This window comes from Pseudomonas sp. NPDC090755, from assembly GCF_044769005.1.
In the GTDB taxonomy this organism is placed as follows: Bacteria; Pseudomonadota; Gammaproteobacteria; order Pseudomonadales; family Pseudomonadaceae; genus Aquipseudomonas.
In genome coordinates this window covers 37522-58534 of record NZ_JBIVXC010000025.1, presented here as the reverse complement: position 1 = coordinate 58534, position 21013 = coordinate 37522, and the positions used below count along the sequence as shown (strand labels likewise).

At 64.9% G+C, this 21013-nt stretch carries 18 protein-coding genes; 12 read left to right on the top strand and 6 right to left on the bottom strand.

Annotation, left to right across the window (positions count from 1 at the left end):
- Positions 1–278 precede the first annotated feature (278 nt).
- The 7 genes from ACIQUS_RS25020 to ACIQUS_RS24990 all read left to right on the top strand — a co-directional run bounded on the left by ACIQUS_RS25020 (position 279) and on the right by ACIQUS_RS24990 (position 10311).
- The gene (locus ACIQUS_RS25020; protein ID WP_403053100.1) at positions 279–1448 is read left to right on the top strand and encodes an efflux RND transporter periplasmic adaptor subunit; all 1170 of its coding nucleotides are present in this window, start codon (positions 279–281) and stop codon (positions 1446–1448) included.
- The gene (locus ACIQUS_RS25015; protein ID WP_403053097.1) at positions 1445–4546 is read left to right on the top strand and encodes a multidrug efflux RND transporter permease subunit; all 3102 of its coding nucleotides are present in this window, start codon (positions 1445–1447) and stop codon (positions 4544–4546) included. Before ACIQUS_RS25020 ends, ACIQUS_RS25015 begins: the two co-directional genes overlap by 4 nt.
- A 9-nt stretch (positions 4547–4555) precedes the next feature.
- On the top strand, positions 4556–5230 hold the full coding sequence (locus ACIQUS_RS25010; protein ID WP_403053094.1) for a heavy metal response regulator transcription factor: 675 nt from the start codon (positions 4556–4558) through the stop codon (positions 5228–5230).
- The gene (locus tag ACIQUS_RS25005; RefSeq protein ID WP_403053091.1) at positions 5205–6584 is read left to right on the top strand and encodes a heavy metal sensor histidine kinase; all 1380 of its coding nucleotides are present in this window, start codon (positions 5205–5207) and stop codon (positions 6582–6584) included. The genes ACIQUS_RS25010 and ACIQUS_RS25005 overlap by 26 nt, the downstream gene beginning before the upstream one ends.
- A 316-nt stretch (positions 6585–6900) precedes the next feature.
- Complete coding sequence (locus ACIQUS_RS25000) at positions 6901–7125, top strand: hypothetical protein (RefSeq protein WP_403053088.1); 225 nt, start codon at positions 6901–6903, stop codon at positions 7123–7125.
- A gap of 206 nt (positions 7126–7331) precedes the next feature.
- Positions 7332–8666 (top strand): OprD family porin, encoded by a 1335-nt coding sequence (locus ACIQUS_RS24995; protein WP_403053085.1) that lies wholly within the window; start codon positions 7332–7334, stop codon positions 8664–8666.
- 151 nt (positions 8667–8817) lie between these two features.
- Complete coding sequence (locus tag ACIQUS_RS24990) at positions 8818–10311, top strand: diguanylate cyclase (RefSeq protein ID WP_403053103.1); 1494 nt, start codon at positions 8818–8820, stop codon at positions 10309–10311.
- Here the strand turns inward: ACIQUS_RS24990 and ACIQUS_RS24985 are convergent.
- A complete protein-coding gene (locus tag ACIQUS_RS24985; RefSeq protein ID WP_403053082.1) occupies positions 10308–10781 on the bottom strand; it encodes a PA2169 family four-helix-bundle protein in 474 nt (157 codons plus the stop codon). The genes ACIQUS_RS24990 and ACIQUS_RS24985 overlap by 4 nt on opposite strands.
- Before the next feature lie 201 nt (positions 10782–10982).
- Between ACIQUS_RS24985 and ACIQUS_RS24980 the strand changes: the two genes are divergently transcribed.
- The gene (locus ACIQUS_RS24980; protein ID WP_403053079.1) at positions 10983–11213 is read left to right on the top strand and encodes a DUF3820 family protein; all 231 of its coding nucleotides are present in this window, start codon (positions 10983–10985) and stop codon (positions 11211–11213) included.
- Here the strand turns inward: ACIQUS_RS24980 and ACIQUS_RS24975 are convergent, their stop codons facing one another.
- From ACIQUS_RS24975 to ptsP, 3 genes are read right to left on the bottom strand one after another with little or no spacing between them, the layout of a single operon-like run.
- On the bottom strand, positions 11214–12950 hold the full coding sequence (locus tag ACIQUS_RS24975) for a PTS fructose-like transporter subunit IIB (protein WP_403053076.1): 1737 nt from the start codon (positions 12948–12950) through the stop codon (positions 11214–11216). It lies immediately after the preceding gene.
- A complete protein-coding gene (pfkB, locus tag ACIQUS_RS24970; RefSeq protein WP_403053073.1) occupies positions 12947–13897 on the bottom strand; it encodes a 1-phosphofructokinase in 951 nt (316 codons plus the stop codon). The genes ACIQUS_RS24975 and pfkB overlap by 4 nt, the downstream gene beginning before the upstream one ends.
- Positions 13898–16756: a phosphoenolpyruvate--protein phosphotransferase gene (ptsP, locus tag ACIQUS_RS24965; RefSeq protein ID WP_403053070.1), complete on the bottom strand. Its 2859-nt coding sequence runs from the start codon at positions 16754–16756 to the stop codon at positions 13898–13900. It lies immediately after the preceding gene.
- A gap of 283 nt (positions 16757–17039) precedes the next feature.
- On the opposite strand from ptsP, the gene cra reads away from it, so the two are divergent.
- Together cra and ACIQUS_RS24955 are read left to right on the top strand one after the other, a co-directional pair.
- Positions 17040–18035 (top strand): catabolite repressor/activator, encoded by a 996-nt coding sequence (gene cra / locus ACIQUS_RS24960; RefSeq protein WP_403053067.1) that lies wholly within the window; start codon positions 17040–17042, stop codon positions 18033–18035.
- Positions 18036–18037: 2 nt separating this feature from the next.
- Positions 18038–18814, top strand: a complete 777-nt coding sequence (locus ACIQUS_RS24955; RefSeq protein WP_403053064.1) for a TatD family hydrolase — start codon at positions 18038–18040, stop codon at positions 18812–18814.
- Positions 18815–18823: 9 nt separating this feature from the next.
- On the opposite strand, the gene ACIQUS_RS24950 is transcribed toward ACIQUS_RS24955, so the two are convergent.
- Complete coding sequence (locus ACIQUS_RS24950; protein ID WP_403053061.1) at positions 18824–19186, bottom strand: VOC family protein; 363 nt, start codon at positions 19184–19186, stop codon at positions 18824–18826.
- 162 nt (positions 19187–19348) lie between these two features.
- Positions 19349–19951, bottom strand: coding sequence for a hypothetical protein (locus ACIQUS_RS24945; RefSeq protein ID WP_403053058.1), 603 nt, complete (start codon positions 19949–19951; stop codon positions 19349–19351).
- A 416-nt stretch (positions 19952–20367) separates the two neighbouring features.
- Here ACIQUS_RS24945 and ACIQUS_RS24940 point away from each other — a divergent pair, with 416 nt between their 5' ends.
- Both ACIQUS_RS24940 and ACIQUS_RS24935 read left to right on the top strand, forming a co-directional pair.
- Complete coding sequence (locus ACIQUS_RS24940; protein WP_403053055.1) at positions 20368–20589, top strand: hypothetical protein; 222 nt, start codon at positions 20368–20370, stop codon at positions 20587–20589.
- 206 nt (positions 20590–20795) lie between these two features.
- Entirely contained in the window at positions 20796–21002 is a 207-nt protein-coding gene (locus ACIQUS_RS24935; RefSeq protein ID WP_403053052.1) for a hypothetical protein, read from the top strand.
- Positions 21003–21013 lie beyond the last annotated feature (11 nt).

Below are 21013 nucleotides of genomic sequence, written 5' to 3'. Positions count from 1 at the left end.
ACTGCGCAGCAGTCGCAATCCGGTCACCTCGTTGTGCCTGACAGATTGAGGTCGCCAGGTCTTACGGTCGCTTCGCGACCGATCGCAGCCTGGCGCCAGCGGCAACACCCCGTAGCCGCTGCCGCCAGGCTGCGATCGACTGCGTAGCAGTCGCAACCCGCCCACCACGGTATGGGTGGTTTAGCTGTCAGCCCTGTCAGTTAGCGGTCACGCTGCTGACCGGATCGGGGCGCTATAAACTAGCCGTACCATCCCTTTGTCGGCGGTGCCCAGCCAGCATGCGAACCCAGCCCCGTACCCTCATGCTCAGCCTCGCCGTCCTGCTTGCCCTGGCAGGGGCCGGCGGGTGGCTGTTCGTACGCTCGGGCGATGAAACCGTGCGCAAGGCGCCGACCATCCCGGTACGGGTGGTCAGCGTCAAACAGCAGGACGTCCCGCGCTACGTCAGTGGCATCGGCTCGGTCCTGTCGCTGCACAGCGTGGTGATCCGTCCGCAGGTAGAAGGGGTGCTGACCCGCCTGCTGGTCAAGGAGGGCCAATGGGTCAAGCAAGGTGACCTGCTGGCGACCATCGACGACCGCTCGATTCGCGCCAGCCTCGAACAGGCCCAGGCACAACTGGGCCAGAGCCAGGCGCAGTTGCAGGTGGCCGGTGTCGACCTCAAGCGCTACCGCTTGCTGAGCACCGACAACAGCGTGTCGCGCCAGACCCTGGATCAGCAGCAGGCGCTGTTCAATCAGCTGCAAGCCACGGTACTCGGTCACCAGGCGGCGATTGCCGCCGCCCAGGTGCAGTTGTCCTATACCCAGATTCGCTCCCCGGTCACCGGTCGGGTGGGCATTCGCAATGTCGACGAAGGCAATTTCCTGCGGGTGGCCGATACCCAGGGGCTGTTCAGCGTCACCCAGATCGACCCGATCGGGGTCGAGTTCTCCCTGCCGCAAAACATGCTGCCGACCCTGCAGGCCCTGCTCAAGGCGCAGGTACCCGCCGCCGTCCAGGCCTACCTGGAGGGCGATGGCGACAGTGGCGGGACCTTGCTCGGCGAAGGCAGACTGACCCTGATCGACAACCAGGTGGCCGCCAACACCGGCACCATCAGGGTCAAGGCCGAATTCGCCAACCCCGACGCCCGCCTCTGGCCCGGCCAGTTGGTCACCCTCAAACTGCAGACCGCCCTGGATCAGGATGCCCTGGTAGTACCGCCCCAAGTGGTGCAACGCGGCATCGACGGGCACTTCGTCTACCGGCTGGTGGGCGACAAGGTCGAGAGCGTGCCGGTCAAGGTGCTGTACCAGGACAGTGTGCTGAATATCGTCGCCGGGGTCGGCAAGGGCGACAAGCTGGTGTCCGACGGACAGTCACGCCTCAAACCCGGCGCAACCGTCGAAGTGGCCACTGACGACGCCGCCCCCGAGGATGTCGCCGACCGCCAGGTGAAGCCATGAAAGCCCGGGGCTCGATCTCGGCCTGGTGCATCGACCGTCCGGTCGCCACCCTGCTGCTGACCTTCGCCCTGGTGCTGCTCGGGGTCATCGCCTTTCCGCGCCTGCCGGTCGCGCCTCTGCCGGAGGCCGATTTCCCGACCATCCAGGTCACCGCGCAACTGCCCGGCGCCAGCCCGGAAACCATGGCCTCGTCGGTGGCCACGCCGCTGGAGGTGCAGTTCAGTGCCATCCCCGGCATGACCCAGATGACCTCCAGCAGCGCCTTGGGCTCGACCAACCTGATCCTGCAGTTTACCCTGGAAAAAAGCATCGACACCGCCGCCCAGGAAGTCCAGGCGGCGATCAACACCGCCACCGCCCGCCTGCCCCAGGACATGCCCAGCCCACCGACCTGGCGCAAGGTCAACCCGGCCGACAGCCCGGTGCTGATCCTCACCGTCAGCTCCGCGCAGATGCCCGCCAATGAATTGAGCGACTACGCCGAAACCCTGCTGGCCCGGCAGTTGAGCCAGATCGACGGGGTCGGCCTGATCAACATCACCGGCCAGCTGCGCCCGGCGATCCGTGTGCAGGCCCAGCCGGAGAAACTCGCCGCCCTGGGCCTGACCCTGGCCGACCTGCGCCAGTCCATCCAGCAGACCAGCCTGAACCTGGCCAAGGGCGCGCTGTATGGCGAGAACAGCGTCTCGACCCTGGCCACCAACGACCAGTTGTTCCATCCCGAGGAGTACGCCCAACTGATCGTCTCCTACCGCGATGGCGCCCCGGTGCACCTCAAGGATGTCGCCAAGGTCATCGACGGTGCCGAGAATGCCTACGTCAAGGCCTGGTCCGGGGAACAGCAGGGCCTGAACCTGGTGGTGTTCCGCCAGCCGGGTGCGAACATCGTCGATACCGTCGACCGGGTCATGCAGGCCCTGCCCGGCCTTGAGCAGATGCTCCCGGCTTCGGTCCAGGTGTCGGTGCTCAACGACCGTACGCAGACCATCCGCGCCTCGCTGCGAGAAGTGGAAGTCACCCTGCTGATCGCCGTGGCCCTGGTGATCGGGGTGATGGCGCTGTTCCTGCGCCAATGGTCGGCCACCCTGATCGTCTCCAGCGTGCTCGGGGTGTCCCTGACCGCCAGCTTCGCCCTGATGTACCTGTTCGGCTTCAGCCTGAACAACCTGACCCTGGTGGCCATCGTCATTGCCGTGGGCTTCGTGGTCGATGACGCCATCGTGGTGGTGGAGAATATCCACCGCCACCTGGAAGCCGGCGACAGCATGCGCGAGGCGGCGATCAAGGGCTCGGGCGAGATCGGCTTCACCGTGGTGTCGATCAGTTTCTCACTGGTGGCCGCGTTCATTCCGCTGCTGTTCATGGGCGGCGTGGTGGGCCGGTTGTTCAAGGAATTCGCCCTCACCGCCACCTCGACCATCCTGATCTCGGTGGTGGTCTCGCTGACCCTGGCACCCACGCTCTGCGCGCTGTTCATGGGGCGTCCCGGGCACGCGGCGCAACACAAGAGCAGCTTCGGCGAACGCCTGTTGGGCGGATACGAGCGCGCACTGGTCAAGGCCCTGGCCCACCAGCGGCTGATGATGGGCATTTTCGCCGTGACCCTGGCGCTGGCGGTGGCCGGGTACGTGGCCATTCCCAAGGGCTTTTTCCCGGTCCAGGACACCGGCTTCGTACTCGGCACCAGCGAGGCGGCGGCGGATGTGTCCTACCCGGACATGATCAAGAAGCACCAGGCCCTGGCCAAGGTGATCGAGGCCGATCCCGCGGTGCGTGCCTACTCCCATGCCGTGGGCGTCACCGGCAGCAACCAGACCATCGCCAACGGCCGTTTCTGGATCGCCCTCAAGGACCGCGGCGATCGCGATGTCTCGGCCAGCGAGTTCATCGACCGCCTGCGCCCGCAGCTGGCCAAGGTGCCGGGGGTAGTCCTGTACATGCGCGCCGGCCAGGACATCAACCTGAGCTCCGGCCCCAGCCGCAGTCAGTACCAGTACGTGCTCAAGAGCAACGACGGCGCGGCGCTCAACCTCTGGACCCAGCGCCTGACTGAGCACCTGAAGGCCAACCCGGTCTTTCGCGACCTGTCCAACGACCTGCAACTGGGCGCCAGCGTCACCCGCATCGACATCGACCGCCGCGCCGCCGCGCGCTTCGGCCTGACCACTGCCGACGTCGACCAGGCCCTCTACGACGCTTTCGGCCAGCGCCAGATCAGCGAATTCCAGACCGAGACCAACCAGTACAAGGTGATCCTCGAACTCGACGCCCGCCAGCGCGGCAAGGCCGAGAGCCTCAACTACTTCTACCTGCGCTCGCCGCTGAGCGGCGAGATGGTGCCGCTGTCGGTGCTGGCCAAGGTCGCGCCGCCCAGCACCGGGCCCTTGTCGATCAGCCATGACGGCCTGTTCCCGGCGGCCAACCTGTCGTTCAACCTGGCACCGGGGGTGGCCCTGGGCGATGCCGTACGCATCCTTGAGCGCACCCAGCGCGAGCTGGGCATGCCCGACTCGATCATCGGCACCTTCCAGGGTGCGGCCCAGGCCTTCCAGAGCTCGCTGTCGAGCCAGCCGTGGCTGATCCTCGCGGCACTGGTGGCGGTGTACATCATCCTCGGCGTGCTCTACGAGAGCTTCGTCCACCCGCTGACCATCATCTCCACCCTGCCCTCGGCCGGCCTCGGCGCCCTGGCGCTGCTCTGGCTGACCGGCCAGGACTTCAGCATCATGGGACTGATCGGCATCGTGCTGCTGATCGGTATCGTCAAGAAGAACGGCATCCTGCTCATCGACTTCGCCCTGGATGCCCAGCGCACCCAGGGCCTGAGCGCCGAACAGGCCATCCACCAGGCCTGCCTGACGCGCTTTCGGCCGATCATGATGACCACCCTCGCCGCCCTGCTCGGCGCGGTGCCGCTGATGTTCGGGGTCGGCGCCGGCGCCGAACTGCGCCAGCCCCTGGGCATCGCCGTGGTGGGTGGGCTGGTGGTCAGCCAGGCGCTGACACTGTTCACCACACCGATCATATACTTGGCCCTGGAACGCCTGTTCCATCGGCGCCGGGCGTCCGTGAACCTGGCGCAGCCCAATGCCAGTTGAGAGCCGACCATGCGTGTGCTGATTATCGAAGACGAAGAAAAGACCGCCGACTACCTGCACCGCGGTCTTACCGAACAGGGCTTCACCGTAGACCTGGCGCGCGACGGCATCGACGGCCTGCACATGGCCCTGGAAGGTGACTACGCGGTGATCGTCCTCGACGTCATGCTCCCGGGCCTGGACGGCTATGGCGTACTGCGGGCCCTGCGCGCGCGCAAGCAGACGCCGGTGATCATGCTCACCGCCCGCGAACGGGTCGAAGACCGTATCCATGGCCTGCGCGAAGGCGCCGACGACTACCTGGGCAAGCCGTTTTCCTTCCTCGAACTGGTGGCCCGCCTGCAGGCCCTGACGCGCCGCAGTGGCAGCCATGAGCCGGTGCAGATCCAGGTCGCCGATCTCTGGGTCGACCTGATCAGCCGCAAGGCCAGCCGTGCCGGCCAGCGCCTTGACCTGACCGCCAAGGAGTTCTCGCTGCTCAGCGTGCTGGCTCGCCGCCAGGGCGAGATCCTCTCCAAGACCGCCATCGCCGAACTGGTCTGGGACATCAATTTCGACAGCGACGCCAACGTCGTCGAAGTGGCGATCAAGCGCCTGCGGGCCAAGCTCGACGGCCCATTCGACACCAAGCTGCTGCACACCATCCGAGGCATGGGCTATGTTCTGGAAAACCGTGCCGACTAACTCCATCGCCCTGCGCCTGAGCGCGCTGTTCACCCTGGTGGCGCTGGGCGTGTTCCTGCTGATTGGCGGCGCCCTGTACAAGCAGGTCGACCGCAGCCTGGACCTGCTGCCGGTGGCGGAACTGGAGGCGCGCTTCAGCGTGCTGGAGTCGTCACTGACCCGCTACGACACCCCTGAGCACTGGGCCAAGATCACCAACAAGCTCAACCTGCTCAGCGAAGAAGATCGGCGCATACGCTTCTGGGTGGTCAGTGGCCAGCTGCCGTTCGAGTACGGCCAGCCCGATGCCGCAATCCGCACCTTCGCCCAGGGCCGACTGGGCATGCGCGACCTGCAACTGGCCGACAGTCCCTACCCGTTCAAGGTGCTGGTCAGCGAGCTGCCGGCCATGGGCAGCCGTCCGGCCCTGCGCTTTCTGATCGCCATCGACACCGAGACCTTCTGGCAGACCCAGCACACCCTGCTGGTGGCGATCATCAGCCTGTCGGTATTCGGCGTGCTGCTGGCTTCGCTGCTCGGCTACTGGGTGGCACGGGTCGGGCTGCGCCCCCTGGGCACGCTCTCGGCCGACGCGCAGAAGCTCGCCCCACCGCGCCTGAGCGGTCGCCTGCAGCTGGCAGACCTGCCGCCGGAACTGGCGCAGTTCGCCAGCACCTTCAACGCCACCCTGGAGCGGGTCGACCAGGCCTACAGCCGCCTGGAAGCGTTCAATACCGACGTCGCCCATGAGTTGCGCTCCCCCCTGACCAACCTGATCGGCCAGACCCAGGTGGCGCTGACCCGTGGGCGCAGCGCCGAGCATTACTTCGAGGTGCTGCAATCGAACCTGGAAGAGCTCGAGCGCCTGCGCACCATCATCAACGACATGCTGTTCCTGGCCAGCGCCGACCAGGGCAGCAAGGCCACGGCACTGACCTTGAGCTCGCTGGCCGAGGAAGTGGCCGCGACCCTCGATTACCTGGACTACATCCTCGAGGATGCCCAAGTGCGCGTCGACGTCAGTGGCGATGCCCAGGCGCACATCGAAAAGGCCCAGTTGCGCCGGGCGCTGATCAACCTGCTGAACAACGCCGTGCAACACACGGCCCCGCAGCAGGTCATCCAGGTGCGGATCGAGCAGCAAGGCGAGCAGATCAGCATCGCCGTGAGCAACCCGGGCCCGGCCATCGACCAGGCGCACCTGCCGATGCTGTTCGAGCGCTTCTACCGGGTCGACGCCGCGCGTACCAGCGGTGGCGGCAACCACGGCCTGGGCCTGGCGATCGTCAAGGCCATTGCCCTGATGCATGGCGGCAGCGTGTTCGTGCGCAGCCAGGCGGGGGCCAATACCTTCGGGATGCTGTTGCCGGCCTGATGCGGCACACATCGTCTGCGCTGCTCCTGTGGGAGCTGGCGAAGCCTGCGATGCGATGTGACGGACGGAACGCAATCACAGGTGTAGCCGCTGCCGAGGAGCGAGGCTGTACAACCCAGGCTCCCTGGTGGCTGAGCGAGGCGTCTAGCACGGCCGCTTCGCGCCCGATCGCAGCCTGGCGGCAGCGGCTACAGCCCCAACAACTATTACCAATATTGCAACAGTGCTTATCCCTCCCCCCTCTGTTTCCCGCCCACTTTTCCCACTAATTTACTCAAACCTACTTAACACTTGCCCTGCAAGAAGGTTGTTGCAAATGTCCACCAGTATGGGTGTTGCCAGCGTATTCGTCCTGTCTTCACTGTTGTTGTCGCCCCTGGCCATGGCCGAGGAATCCCAGGCTTTCGTCGCTCACAATGCCGAGCGTTCGGTTGTCCTCGAACAGGCGCGCCAGGCCCTCGCCGCGCAGCCGGGCCAAGCCTCAAAGGCTGCGGAGCAGACCGCTTCCAAGGTTTCCGCGAGTGACGCAGCCGACAGCTGATCGACTTCCCGCGCCACCCTTCGACTCCCTCGATGACAGCACAGGTGACTTGAGCGCCTGTGCGGTTGTCTTCCAAAGCCGCTGCCTGCCAGCGGCTTTTTTTTGCTGTGTCGAAAAGTGCCTGCGCACTGCTGCGTTTGTTCATAACAAGATCGTGATTCGCACAATAAAAACTGCCTTACCTTCACCTCAAGGAGTTCATACCGGTGAACACTGCGTTACGCTTCACCCCCCTGTTCGTTGCACTGTCTGCAACGATCCCTTGCAACGCCCAGGCCGATCAGGACAAGGCCGAAGGCTTCATCGAAGGGTCCAGCCTGAACCTGCACGCACGCAACTACTACCTCAACCGCAATCAGCTCGATCGCGGCGTGCATGACAACCGGGAATGGGGACAGGGTTTTCTTGGCAAGTTCGAGTCGGGCTACACCCCGGGCATGGTCGGCTTCGGCCTGGACGTGCACGGTATGCTTGGCCTGAAACTCGATGGCGGCGCCGGCACCTCCGGCTCCAGCATCCTGCCGATCAACACCCAGGGCGACGGTGAGCCGGGCAAGGCCCCCGATTCGTTCTCGACCGCAGGTGCTGCGGTCAAGCTCAAGGCCTTCGATACCGAGCTCAAGGCCGGTGACCTGTTCCTGACCAACCCGGTCATTGCCGGCGGAGAGTCGCGCATGCTGCCGCAGACCTTCCGTGGCGTCAGCCTGACCAACAACAGCGTCGAAGGCCTGATGCTCGAAGCCGGCCAGGCCAGCTTCACCAAGCCCTACAACCAGAGCGGTCACCGCCGCATCGACACCTTCTACGGCGCCCTGCCGGACGACCGCGAAAGCCGTCACCTGAACTGGGCCGGCATGGCCTGGAGCGGCGTGCCGAACCTGACCTCCAGCCTGTACGCCTCCGAACTCAAGGACATCTGGAACCAGTACTACTTCGACCTCGACTACACCTGGCAAGTCAACGAACAGGTCAGCCTCAACCCCGGCCTGCACTACTACCACACCCAGGACACAGGCCAGGCACTGCTCGGTCATATCGACAACAACACCTACAGCCTGCACTTCACCGTCAATGTCGGCTACAACAGCCTCACCGCGGTGTACCAGCGGGTCAACGGCAACACCCCGTTCGACTACATCAACCAGGGCGACAGCGTCTACCTGGACAACTCGCAGATCTACTCGGACTTCAACGGCCCCAACGAGCGTTCCTGGAAGCTCAAGTACGCCTACGACTTCACCGGTGCCGGCATTCCCGGCCTGAGCTCGATCGTGTCCTACTCGCGCGGTGAGCTGGACCTGACCAAGGTCGACCCGAACAGCGTCGGCTACGGCGAGCACTGGTACAACCCCGAAGGCGAGAACGCCCGCCACTGGGAGCGTGACATCGATGTGCAGTACGTGTTCCAGCAAGGCAGCCTGAAGGATCTTTCGGTGCTGCTGCGCTGGGCCAGCCACCGCGGCAGCCAGGGCTATTCGCAGATCGACAACGACGTCGACGAGTACCGGGTGATCATCGACTATCCGCTGAACATCTTCTGATCCTTCCCCTGCAAAGAGCTGGCCGACGCCAGCTCTTTCCGTCGGCCAGTGACCATTAATATCTTGTCCGACAATCCCGCCGCCCCTAGAATACCGCCGCTGCGTAACCACGCCGCGACTCTCCCGACGGTCTTCAGCTGCGACCATGACCTTGCCCACCCGCTCCCAGCGATCCGCCCTGTACAAGTCTCATCCGGAGCTGATCCTGAACCTGGGCAGTTGCCTGGCCGTTCTCGCCATCGTGGCCATTGTCAGCTTCCTGCTGATACGTGAGCGCAGCAACGTCGAACAAAGTGCCGTGCGCTCGGCCAGCAACATCGTCCAGCTGATCGAAAGCGACATCGTGCGCAATGTCGAACTCTACGACCTGTCCCTGCGCGGCCTGATCTGGGCGGTGCAACAGCCGCAGTTGCGCTCGATGCCTCCCGAATTGCGCCAGCAGATCATCTTCAACCAGGCCTTCACCACGCCGGTACGCGGCGACATGCTCTGGCTCGACGCCCACGGCGATGTCGCGGCCGACTCCACCAGTGTGATCCCGCGCCAGGCCAACTTCGCCGACAGCAAGGTGTTCCAGGCCCATCGCCAGAACAAGGACCTTGGCCTGGTCATCAGCCCGCCGTTCAAGGCACGGCTGGGCAACCTGGACTGGTGCATCAGCTTCACCCGCCGCATCAACGACGCCGATGGCGAATTTGCCGGCGTTGCTGCCGGCGCCCTGCGCCTGTCGTACTTCAACGAACTGTTCAAGCGCCTGGACATCGGCAGTGAAAGCAGCATCAACCTGATGAACACCGACGGCGTGCTGCTGGCCCGCCAGTCGACCACGGCCGAAGATCCGCTGATCGGCGCCAACTTCGCCGACCGCCCCAACTTCAAGCGCCTGCTGGCCGATGGCAGCGGCAGCTTCGCTGCCATCTCCGGACGCACCGGCAAGCCACGACTGCTCACCTTCGCCAAGGTGGCGGACCTGCCCTTGATCGTGATCGTGGCGCGCTCCAGCGATGAAGTCTTCGACTCCTGGCGGCGCACGGCCATCCTGGTCGGCTGCGCCACCGGCGTGCTGTGCATCGGCATCCTCTGGCTGACCCTGTTGCTGGGCCGGGAGCTGCGCCGTCGCCACAGCGCCGAACAGGACCTGGCGGCGCTGGCCGCCACCGACAGCCTCACCGGTCTGGCCAACCGTCGCCAGCTCGACCAGGTGTTGCGCCGGGAATGGTCGCGCACCCAGCGCAACCAGCGGCCGATGGCGGTACTGATGGTGGATGTGGACCACTTCAAGGCCTTCAACGAACGTCACGGTCACCAGGGCGGGGACCAGGCCTTGCGTGCGGTCGCCGCCGCCATTGGCCGCAGCATCCGCCGCCCTGCCGACCTGGCGGCACGCTACGGTGGCGAGGAGTTCCTGGTGGTGTTGCCCGAGACCGAGCGCCGCGGCGCGCAGAACCTGGCCGAGCGCATCCGCAGCAGCATCGAGGCGCTGCCGCCGTATGCCGACGACAAACAGCCGGTGACCGTCAGCATCGGTGTCGGCTGCTTCACACCTGGCACCCAGCAAGACCTGGCCGCCTTGCTGGGCAGTGCAGACGATGCGCTCTACCGCGCCAAGCGCAATGGCCGCAATCGCGTGGAAACCGCGGCCTAGCGGGCCCGGGCCTGGTTGCGCAACGCCTTGACCTGGTCATGGTTGCGCTGCACACCGTGATACTGGCGCTCGACCAGGGCGTAGACCTCACTGCCCGGGACCTCACTCAACCGGCCAAGCTTTTCCAGCGCATCCCGGTAGGCCTTCAGGGCATGGTCCTCGCCGCGTTCCACTTCATTGAGCACCGCCTCTTCGCTCTTGCCGGTGAGCATCGACTTGAGATTGACCCATCCGCGGTGCATGTCCCCACTGACACTGGTGGACGTTTCCGGATCACCGCCCAGGGTACGCACCTGACTCTGCAGCTCGGACGCCGCACTGCCACACTCGCTGGCACGCTGCAGGAAGTAGGTTTTCAGTTCGGGATTCTTCACATCGTCGGCAGAGGTCTTGAACCCCTTTTCGCCATCCTTGCTGAACTCGATCAGATCATTGAGTACCGAAACAACTTCTTTGTTCTGGCTAGTCATGACAAAACTCCTTTGCATGAGGAAAGGTGCAAAGATACGGAGCAGTGTTCATGCCAGCCCTGGCGTAACAGGCACCTGCCTGTTTTTCAGGCACTTACGTAACAACGGATTGATCATGGACCGAGCGTTCTGCATGAACTGTCCTTTGGCCTTCATGCAGATTGCATGTATGGTCGAACCTTGCTGCCCGGAACCCGTACCATGAATCCCGAATCCCTCGTCCTGCTGGTCACCCGTGAAATGCCCTTCGGCAAATACCAGGGCCGGCTGATCGCCGACCTGCCCGGCCATTACCTGGCCTGGTTCGCCCGCCAGGGCTTCCCCAAGGGTGAGCTGGGCGCGTTGCTGGCCCTGATGCACGAGATCGACCACAACGGCCTGGGCGAGTTGCTGGTGCCCCTGCGCAAGAAGCACCCGCGACGCCCCGCCTGATCAGGCCTTGGCCGGCTGCACCGCCAGTTCCACCACCTCGCTGCGCTTGAGCACCGCATACACCAGCGCGGTCAGCAGGCTGCCGGCCAGGATCGCCAGCAGGTACAGCAAGGCGTGGTTGATGGCATTGGGGATCAGCATCACGAACAGCCCGCCGTGGGGCGCCATCAGCTTGCAACCGAAGTACATCGACAGCGCGCCGGTCAAGGCACCACCGGCGATACTGGCCGGGATCACCCGCAGCGGATCCTTGGCGGCAAAAGGAATCGCGCCTTCGGAAATAAAGCACAGGCCCAGGACGAACGCCGCCTTGCCCGCCTCCCGCTCGCTCTGGGCGAACTTGCGCCGGGCGATGAAACTGGCGATGCCCAGGCCGATCGGCGGCACCATGCCCGCGGCCATGGTCGCGGCCATCGGCGCGTAGCTCTGGGACGCCAATAAGCCGACCGAGAACGCATAGGCGGCCTTGTTGATCGGCCCGCCGAGGTCCACGCACATCATCCCGCCCAGCAGCACGCCGAGCAGGATCGCGTTGGTGGTGCCCATGCTGTCGAGAAAGTGGGTCAGCCCTTCGAGCAGGCCGGCCACCGGCTTGCCGACCACATAGATCATCACCAGGCCCGTGAACAGGCTCGCCAGTAACGGAATGATCAGGATCGGCTTGAGCGCCTCGAGGCTGGTGGGCAAATGCACCCAGCGGCTGATGGCCTTGGCGCTGTAGCCGGCGAGAAAGCCGGCGATGATGCCGCCAATGAAACCGGCGCCCAGGGTGCTGGCCAGCAGGCCGCCGATCATGCCCGGGGCCAGGCCCGGACGGTCGGCAATCGAATAGGCGATGTAACCGGCGAGCAGCGGCACCATCAGTTTGAAGGCCGCCTCGCCACCGATCTGCATCAACGCCGCCGGCAGGGTGCCGGGCTCCTTGAAGGCTTCGATACCGAAGACGAACGACAGGGCGATCAGCAAGCCGCCCGCCACCACCATCGGCAGCATGAACGACACGCCGGTGAGCAAGTGCTTGTACACCCCGGCCTTCTCGCTGCGCGCCGGGCTGGCTGCGCTGCCCTGCCCACTCGACTCTTCGCGGCCCTCGGCCAGGGCCTTGTTCAGGGTGGCCTGGGCCTGCTTGAGGGCGGTGCCGGTACCGCAGCGATAGATACGCTTGCCGGCGAAGCGCTCGGTGGGCACCTCGATGTCGGCGGCCAGCAGCACCACATCGGCCTCGGCAATCGCCGTTGCTGGCAACGGGTTGCGTGCACCGACCGACCCCTGGGTCTCGACCGTCAGTTGGTAGCCCAATTGTTGCGCGGCCTGCTGCAAGGCTTCGGCCGCCATGAAGGTGTGGGCGACGCCGGTCGGGCAGGCCGTGATGGCAACGATTTTCGCCCCGCGCGGGGCGGTTACTGGCAAAGTCTCGGCCACCGGCTGATAGACCTCGGCCTGCTGCGCCGCGTCGCTGAGAAAGTGCTGGGCATCGCCCAGGGCCTGGGCCGGGGTGCTCTGGAACAAGCGCTTGCCGGCGAAGCGGCGCAGGTCCAACGGGCCGGTGTTGACCACCAGCACCCAGTCGGCAGCAGCAATCACCGCCTCGGACAATTGCCGCTGCGGTTGCTGCGGATCGTGGATCTCGACGCTGGTGCTCCAGCCCAGGCGCTGCGCGGCGGCTTCCAGCAGGCGCGCGCTGAGTACACTGGAGACCTGGCCATTGGGGCAGGCGGTGACGATGGCAATGTTCATCTGCAACCCTCTTGTTGTTCTTCGCGCAGGCTCACGTTGCGTTCCAGTTGTGCCAGTTGCTCGCGGTCATTGATGCCGAAACCGATCTGGGTCACGGCCTGGGCGGCAATGGCCGTGGCCCGGCGCAAGGTTTGCGCGGGCGCGTCGCCACTGAGCAGGCCATGGACCATGCCGGCCAGCAGCGAGTCGCCGGCACCGACGGTGCTGGCCACCTTGATCCGGGGCGGCACCGCACCGAGCGCGGCGCCCTGGCTGAACCAGTTGACGCCCTGCTCGCCCTGGGACACCACCACATGTTCGACGCCCTGCTCAATCAGCTGGCGAGCGGCTGCCTGTTGTTCGGCGAAACTGTGCAGCGCAGCACCAAGCAGCTCGCCCAGCTCATCGGTATTGGGCTTGACCAGCCAGGGTCCGCTTTGCAGCCCCAGACGCAGGGCTTCGCCGCTGCTGTCCAGGGCAACCTTCAAGCCCATGGCCTTGAGCTGGTCGAGCAACTGGCGCAACCACTGCGCCGAGACGCCCTGCGGCAGACTGCCGGCGACGACCACCGCATCGTGCCCGGGCGCGACCCTGGCCAGATTCGCCAGCAACTGTTCACAGGCCCGAACATCGACCCGCGGGCCCGGGCCGTTGATGTCGGTGACACGGCCATCGGCCTCGACCAGCTTGATGTTGCAACGGGTCTCGCCGGGCACGCGGACAAAACAGTCGGCAAAGCCACGGCGGGCAATCAGGTTTTCGAAGGGCTGCAGGTTGTCTTCACCCAGAAAGCCGCCGACGGTGACGCTGTGTCCCAGGTCGGCCAGCACCTGGGCGACGTTCAGGCCCTTGCCCGCCGCATGGCTGTGCTGGGCCTGGCTGCGGTTGACCTGGCCACTGTGCAGGGCATCGAGGCTGACGGTCAGGTCCAGCGCCGGGTTGAGGGTCAGGGTCAGTATCTTGGCCATTCAATCGTTCTCCACCAGCGCCCGTACTGCGCCGGCACTGCCCTGCAACAGCGCGTGCCGCGCAAGCTGCCGGGCGTTTTCAAAATTCAGTTCGCGGACCCTTGCCTTGACCTCGGCGATGCTGCGCGCGGCAACGCTCAGCTCATCGACGCCCAGGCCCAGCAATACCGCGACCGCCTGCGGATCGGCCGCCAGCTCCCCGCACACGCCGACCCACTTGCCATGGGCATGGGCGGCGCGCACGGTGATGTCGATCAGTTGCAGCACCGCCGGGTGCAGGCCGTCGGCCTGGGCCGAGAGGCTCGGATGCCCCCGGTCGATGGCCAGGGTGTACTGGGTCAGGTCGTTGGTACCGATACTGAAGAAGTCCACTTCGCGAGCCAGCACCGGGGCCAGCAGGGCCGCCGAGGGCACCTCGATCATGATCCCCAGTTGCAGGTCGCTGACGCTGATTTCCGTGCGCAGGCGCTCGACCATGGCCCGTGCCTGCTGCCACTCCTCCACCTGGCCGACCATGGGGAACATGATCCGCAACGGCCTGTCACCGGCCGCCCGCAACAAGGCGCGCAACTGGGTTTCCATCACCTGCGGACGCTGCAGGGTCAGGCGGATGCCGCGCACGCCGAGGAAGGGGTTTTCTTCCTTGGCGATCGGCCAATACGGCAGCGGTTTGTCGCCGCCCACATCCAGGGTACGCACCACCAGCGGCCGGCCCGCCAGGCCATCGAGGACACGCCGGTACTCGGCCTCCTGCTGGGCTTCGTCCGGGGCTTGCTGATGGGCCATGAAAATCAGTTCGGTGCGCAGCAGGCCGACGCCTTCGGCGCCCTGGTCGACCACCGCCTCGATGCCTTTGCTTTCGCCAATATTGGCGCACACCTCGATGGCGTGCCCGTCGCGGGTCACGGCCGGCTCCAGGCGATGGGCGCGGGCCTGTTGCAGGCGCTGCTCGCGGCGCTCGCGTTCGGCCAGGGCACGCTGCAGTTCATCCTCGGGCGGCGCCACCTGCAGGCGGCCGCGCTGGCCGTCGAGCAACAGCGGTGTGCCTTCGGCAATCAGCAAGACCGCATCGCCGGCGCCGACCACGGCGGGAATCCCCAGGGCGCGGGCGACAATGGCGCTGTGCGCGGTGGCGCCGCCACGGGCGGTGAGGATGCCGGCCACCCGCGCCGGATCCAGGCGCGCCACATCCGACGGGCCGACCTCTTCCATCACCAGCACATAAGGCTGCTCGGGCGCTGCGCTATCGGCCTCGCCACATAATTTTGCCAGCACCCGCCGGCCGATATCGCGCAAGTCAGCGGCCCGCTCGGCGAGCAAGGCATCGTGCAGGGCTTCCTGCTGGCGCGCCGCGGCATCGATCACCGCCATCCAGGCCGCCGGCGCACTTTCGCCCTGGCGCAGGCGCTGGTCGACTTCATCGCCCAGGTCCGGGTCGGCGAGCATTTCCTGATGGGTGATGAAGATGTCGCCAATGGCCTTGGCCTGGCTGCGCTGGATCAGCGCGGCGATCTCGCCGTTCACTGCCGCCAGGGCCTGTTGCAGGCGCTGGCGTTCGACGGGCAGGGACTCGCCGCGTAGCGGGTAATCTAATTCACGCAGCACCTGGATATGCGCTGGACCACTGGCAATACCTGGCGCGGCGGCCACACCCTGGATCAGTGCACCGGCCTGCGGCACCTGAAGTTCGGGCTCCGGCAGCAGTGCCGGAGCGGCCTGGGTCACCTCGGCCAGCGCTTCGACCTCCTCGCCGAGGCCCGCCTCGATGGCCGCCAGCAACGCCGGCAACGCATCGGCGGCGACAGTGGGCTCGGCGATGATCTCCAGCACCTGGCCGCGCCGGGCGCCGAGGCTCAGCAGCTTGCTCAGGCTCTTGGCTGAAACCGCCGCCTGGCCGCTGTCGACCACCCGCAGGCGGATCTCGCCGTCGAAGGCCTTGGCCCGTTGCGCCAGCTCCTTGGCCGGCCGTGCATGCAAGCCGTGGGCATTGGCAAGGGCAATACGGGCGCTGGGCCAGTCGGCCGGCAGCTCACCGCCGAGCACTTCCAGCACGGCACGGCTGCTGGTGGCCCGGCACAACTCCTGGCCACGGCCTTCGATCAGCAAGGTGCACAGGCGCTCCAGCAACGCCTGGTGCGCAGCGCCCAGGCTGGCCAGGCAGAACACGCCGTTGACGGGCTGATCGCGATAGCGCAGAGGCTGTTGCGGGGTGACGAAGGCCAGCCCCGGCTGGCGCACCACCTGTTCACTGTGCAGCCACCACAAGCCCTCGCCCAGCGGCAGCGGCTCGACCTGTTGCACTACCCCGGTAAAACCGCCGGCCACGCATTCTGCACGTTGCAGCAAACGGGCCGCGCGCCAGACCAGCTCATCGAAATCCTCGACCGGCACACCGAGGCCGATCATCTGCGCATCCAGCGCCAGCTCCTGGGGCGCGCCCTGCAGCAGCTTGAGCAGGGCTTCGGCGGAGCTTGCCCGGCGCAGCGCCTCGGCCAGGTCGGTTTCGCCCAGGGCCCGGGTCAGCAGTTGCAGCAGGCGCAGGTGCTCATCGGAACGCGCGGCGATACCGATGGCCAGGTACACCCGCTGGCCGTCACCCCAGTCCACGCCTTCGGGAAACTGCAACAAGCGCACGCCGGTGGTGAACACCTGGTCGCGGGTCTGCGGGGTGCCGTGGGGGATCGCAATACCCTGACCGAGAAAGGTCGAACCCTGCGCCTCACGCGCCTGCAGGCCCGCCAGGTAACCCTCGGCGACCAGACCGTCACTGACCAGGTAGCCGGCCAGCAACTGCAAGGCCGCTGCTTTGTCCGGCGCCGACTGGCCCATGGAAATCTGCTCTACAGTGAGCTCGAGCATGACCTTCTCCTTTGCAGCACCAGGGCGGTGCTGAGGTATTGTTGTGAATTTTATTGCACAGGACCATTGTTCACGGCCCTGGGCAGGCGATGGCTCGGCAGAAAATTCGCCTGCTGAAACGTTTAATCTAGAATTGTGACCACGGTACTCGATAATCTTCGATCAATGAAGCCCCATCTTGTCGGACAATTGCGACAATGGTCGTCTGCGCCGTGATCACTGGATCGGCGACAATTCCCGGTCAGGCTGTGCAGACAGCCGCGGTAATAACAAGGAATATGCGGTGAAACTCAGCGATATCGCCCGTCTGGCCGGTGTGTCCGTGACCACAGCCAGCTACGTCATCAATGGCAAGGCCGAACAGCAACGCATCAGCAGCAGCACGGTGGAGCGTGTGCGTGCGGTGGTCGAAGCCCATGGCTTCACCCCCAACCCGCAGGCCGCCGGCTTGCGCAGCCGGCACACCCGGACCCTGGGCTTCATTCTCCCGGACCTGGAAAACCCCAGCTACGCACGCATTGCCAAGCAACTGGAGCAAGGCGCCCGGGCCAAGGGTTATCAACTGCTGATTGCCAGCAGCGACGACCAGCCCGACAGCGAGCGCCAGCTGCAGCAGCTGTTCCGTGCCCGGCGTTGCGATGCGCTGTTCGTCGCCAGCTGCCTGCCGGCCGGCGATGACAGCTATCGCGAACTGCAAGCCAAAGGCCTGCCGATCATCGCCATCGACCGCAGCCTGGACCCGGCGCATTTCTGCTCGGTGGTCAGCGACGACCGCAACGCCAGCCTGCAACTGACCCGCAGTCTGCTGGACACCCAGCCTGCCCACATCGCCCTGATCGGCGCACGCCCGGAGCTGAGCGTCAGCCAGGCCCGTGCCGGCGGCTTCGACGAAGCCCTGCAAGGCTTTGCCGGCAACATCAGCCGCTACCAGGGCGAAGCCTTCAGCCGCGAATGCGGCCAGCGCCTGATGAACCAATTGATTGCCGAACTCGGCGGCCTGCCCGACGCCCTGGTGACCACCTCCTACGTGCTGCTGCAAGGCGTATTCGATGTGCTCCAGGCCCGCCCGACCGACTCGCGCAGCCTGCAACTGGGCACCTTCGGCGACAACCAGCTGCTCGACTTCCTGCCGCTGCCGGTCAACGCCATGGCCCAGCAACACGGCGTGATGGCCGAAATCGCGCTGAAGCTGGCCCTGGCCGCCGTCGAAGAAAAACGCTACGAACCTGGCGTGCACGCCGTAGGTCGAACCTTCAAACAGCGGATCAACAAGGCCTGAACATGCGCCTGATCGACACCCACACCCATCTGGATTTTCCGGACTTCGACCACGACCGCCCGGCCTTGCTGGCCAATGCCAGGGCGGCCGGGGTCGAACGCATGGTGGTGCTGGGGGTGTACCAGGCCAACTGGCAGCGAGTCTGGGACCTGGTGGGCAGCGACTCGCAACTGTACGCCGCCTTCGGCCTGCACCCGGTTTACCTCGACCAGCACCGCCCCGAGCATGTGCGTGAACTGGGCGACTGGCTGAGCCGCCTGCGCGGTGAGCGGCAACTGTGCGCAGTGGGCGAATTCGGCCTGGACTACTACCTGCCGGAACTGGACCGCGAGCGCCAGCAGCAGCTGTTCGAGGCGCAACTGCAACTGGCCGTCGACTTCAACCTGCCCGCCCTGCTCCACGTGCGCCGCAGCCATGCCGTGGTGATCGCCACCCTCAAGCGCTACAAACTCAAGCGCGGTGGCATCATCCACGCCTTTGCCGGCAGCGTCGAAGAGGCTCGCGAGTACAACAAGCTCGGATTCAAACTTGGCCTCGGCGGCGCTGCTACCTGGCCCCAGGCCCTGCGCTTGCACAAAGTGCTGCCGCAACTGCCGCTGGAGAGCCTGGTGCTGGAAACCGATGCGCCGGACATGGCGCCGGTGATGTTTGCGGGAGTGCGAAACAGCCCGGAGCATTTGCCGCAGATTGCCGGGGCGTTGGCGCAGATAATCGGGATCGAGGTAGAGCGGTTGGCTGAAGCAAGCACCCGCAACGCGCTTGAGTTGTTTGCCTGGTAGACGCCAGCCTCAAGACACCACTTGCCGCAAACCCAGGCAATTGCCCCAGGGATCGCGCACCTGGGCGATCCACTCATCCCCTTCGATCTGCAGCGGCCCGCGATACAGCCTGCCGCCCAGCGCTTCCAGCCGCTGCACCTCCTGGCGCAGGTCGTCGACACGCCAGTAGACCACCGAACCCGAAGCCCCGCTGCTGACCTTCTCATCTTCATTGATGATCTCCAGCGCCACGCCCGCCAGATGCAGCAGGCCGTAGTCATCGGAAGCGGGATAGATCCGTTCAGCCTGGGGGAAGGCCTGCGCGTACCAGTCGGTGGCGGCCCTCCAGTCGCGGGTGTGAAGAAGAATGGAAACGATCTGATTACCGGGCATCCTGCCTCCTGAAGTACTGCAAATAACAATGTCGCTGCCTGGCGGCAGCGGCAAAGGAAGGTCAAGCATTGTGAACGCAGGTGTAGCCGCTGCCGTCAGGCTGCGATCGGGCGCGTAGCGGCCGTAAAATCTGATCGCCCGGTGCCCGGCTACGGGCGCGGGTCAGAACCAGCCGCTGTCATCCTCCAGCTCCTGCCGACACTGCTTGAGCTGCGCACCATAGACCTTCGCCTGCTGCTCCACCTTGCGCGCCACCTGCATCAACCAGGGCTTGCTGCGATAGGTACCCCGACTGAAACCGCCGCGCCCCTCGTGGTACGCCAGGTACTGGTTGTACACATCCCACTTGGAAATCCCCAGTTGCTGCTGGGTGCCGGCGGTGTACCAGCCAATGAACATGACCGCGTCATCGAAGTTGTCACGCGAACCGCCATTGCCGGTGCCATCCTTGTACTCGCCCCAGACCGGGTCCTGTGCCTGTGCATAACCATAGGCCGAACTCACCCGCCCCCAGGGAATCACCCAGAGCAGATAATCGCGAGGCGGCAGCGCATCGGAAACGAAACTGCTTTCCTGCTTCATGATCGCCATCGCCACATGTTGAGGCGTGCCGAATTCCTTCTGCATCTGCAGCGAATCGTCGTACCAGTCAGGGTACTCACGGAAGATATTGCAGAGATTGTTCTGATCCCGGGGTGGCGCGGTGGCACAGCCCGCCAGCATCACGAACAGCAGCATCAGTGGCCAAAATCGACCTTGTTTCATCCATCGCCCCAGCAAGAAATGAGGGCGTTAGTTGCCCTTCGTAGTTGGCTCGGAACCTGGACGGAGCAGGTTCCGGTGTAAATGGCGAAATTATCACCCCTGTGAACGCTCCGTTGAAAGGGACTCATCAGATTTTCCTGATTCCATGTAGTCCATTTCCCAAACATACTTTGGGCGCTTTCAAGGCATTGCAGGGGTCCTGCCGCGGTTCTAGTCTCGGCCGGTCGTTGCCCATTCAACGACCGGTTTTGACAGGCCGCATTCACCGAGAACATGTGCAAGTCTTTATGGCGATTGTACGTGGGGCACCTTCGTGTGCGCCGAGTTCTCCGGTGTTCGGTCTGTCAACCCGCGTACAGTTGCCACCCATTTGTTTGACAGCAGATTCGTGGCGACTCCACTCACCGGGAGACACCATGCTGAAAATCGTTCCCGATCCACCGGATCACTTAAACCATTCCCTCGAAGACGTCCTCGTCCAGATTTCCGAATACCTGGCCTGTGCCCGAGCCGTCGCCCAGCAAACCGTGCTGCTTCATCCGAAACCACCGGGTCAGTTGCTGACCTTGGCCGCCCTGCATGAAATCGAGAATGCCCGTGGCCTGGTCGAAGTGGCCCTGGGCAAGGTCCAGCCGTAGCGCCGAGGCATCCATGGACAAGCGTCAGCCTTGCAGATGAGGGACCATCGGCGAGGCTGGTGGCCAAGGCCCCCTGTGCCACGTTTCATCGGAATCGTCGCCGAAGTGATGAGCGGTCAGGGTCGCCGATCAGCAGGGCGGCATAATGGCACACCTTTTTTGCACACGATCAGCATCCACACTCCGCCCTTGCGAGCCCCTTTGTAATGAATACCGAAACACGCTACTCGATCATCCTGGAACGCAGCGCCGAGGTGCTGCTTGAAAATGCCCCCATGGCACAGGTGGAGGCGTTCTGGGATGCCAATGACTCCCGCTACTTCGGTTTACGCATGGAAGACGAGCACAGCGCTCATGCGCGGGTGTTTGTTACGGATGAGATCCCTGAGGACGAAGAGCTTTTCTTGGGATAACCGAGAAAATC

Coding starts and splice junctions, on each gene's coding strand:
- ptsP (WP_403053070.1), bottom strand. CDS start 16,756: ATGCTCGAGCTCACTGTAGAGCAGATTTCCATGGGCCAGTCGGCGCCG.
- ACIQUS_RS24955 (WP_403053064.1), top strand. CDS start 18,038: ATGCGCCTGATCGACACCCACACCCATCTGGATTTTCCGGACTTCGAC.
- ACIQUS_RS24950 (WP_403053061.1), bottom strand. CDS start 19,186: ATGCCCGGTAATCAGATCGTTTCCATTCTTCTTCACACCCGCGACTGG.
- ACIQUS_RS24935 (WP_403053052.1), top strand. CDS start 20,796: ATGAATACCGAAACACGCTACTCGATCATCCTGGAACGCAGCGCCGAG.
- ACIQUS_RS24945 (WP_403053058.1), bottom strand. CDS start 19,951: ATGAAACAAGGTCGATTTTGGCCACTGATGCTGCTGTTCGTGATGCTG.
- ACIQUS_RS25015 (WP_403053097.1), top strand. CDS start 1,445: ATGAAAGCCCGGGGCTCGATCTCGGCCTGGTGCATCGACCGTCCGGTC.
- ACIQUS_RS25005 (WP_403053091.1), top strand. CDS start 5,205: ATGTTCTGGAAAACCGTGCCGACTAACTCCATCGCCCTGCGCCTGAGC.
- ACIQUS_RS25010 (WP_403053094.1), top strand. CDS start 4,556: ATGCGTGTGCTGATTATCGAAGACGAAGAAAAGACCGCCGACTACCTG.
- ACIQUS_RS24980 (WP_403053079.1), top strand. CDS start 10,983: ATGAATCCCGAATCCCTCGTCCTGCTGGTCACCCGTGAAATGCCCTTC.
- ACIQUS_RS24975 (WP_403053076.1), bottom strand. CDS start 12,950: ATGAACATTGCCATCGTCACCGCCTGCCCCAATGGCCAGGTCTCCAGT.
- ACIQUS_RS24985 (WP_403053082.1), bottom strand. CDS start 10,781: ATGACTAGCCAGAACAAAGAAGTTGTTTCGGTACTCAATGATCTGATC.
- ACIQUS_RS25000 (WP_403053088.1), top strand. CDS start 6,901: ATGTCCACCAGTATGGGTGTTGCCAGCGTATTCGTCCTGTCTTCACTG.
- pfkB (WP_403053073.1), bottom strand. CDS start 13,897: ATGGCCAAGATACTGACCCTGACCCTCAACCCGGCGCTGGACCTGACC.
- ACIQUS_RS24940 (WP_403053055.1), top strand. CDS start 20,368: ATGCTGAAAATCGTTCCCGATCCACCGGATCACTTAAACCATTCCCTC.
- ACIQUS_RS25020 (WP_403053100.1), top strand. CDS start 279: ATGCGAACCCAGCCCCGTACCCTCATGCTCAGCCTCGCCGTCCTGCTT.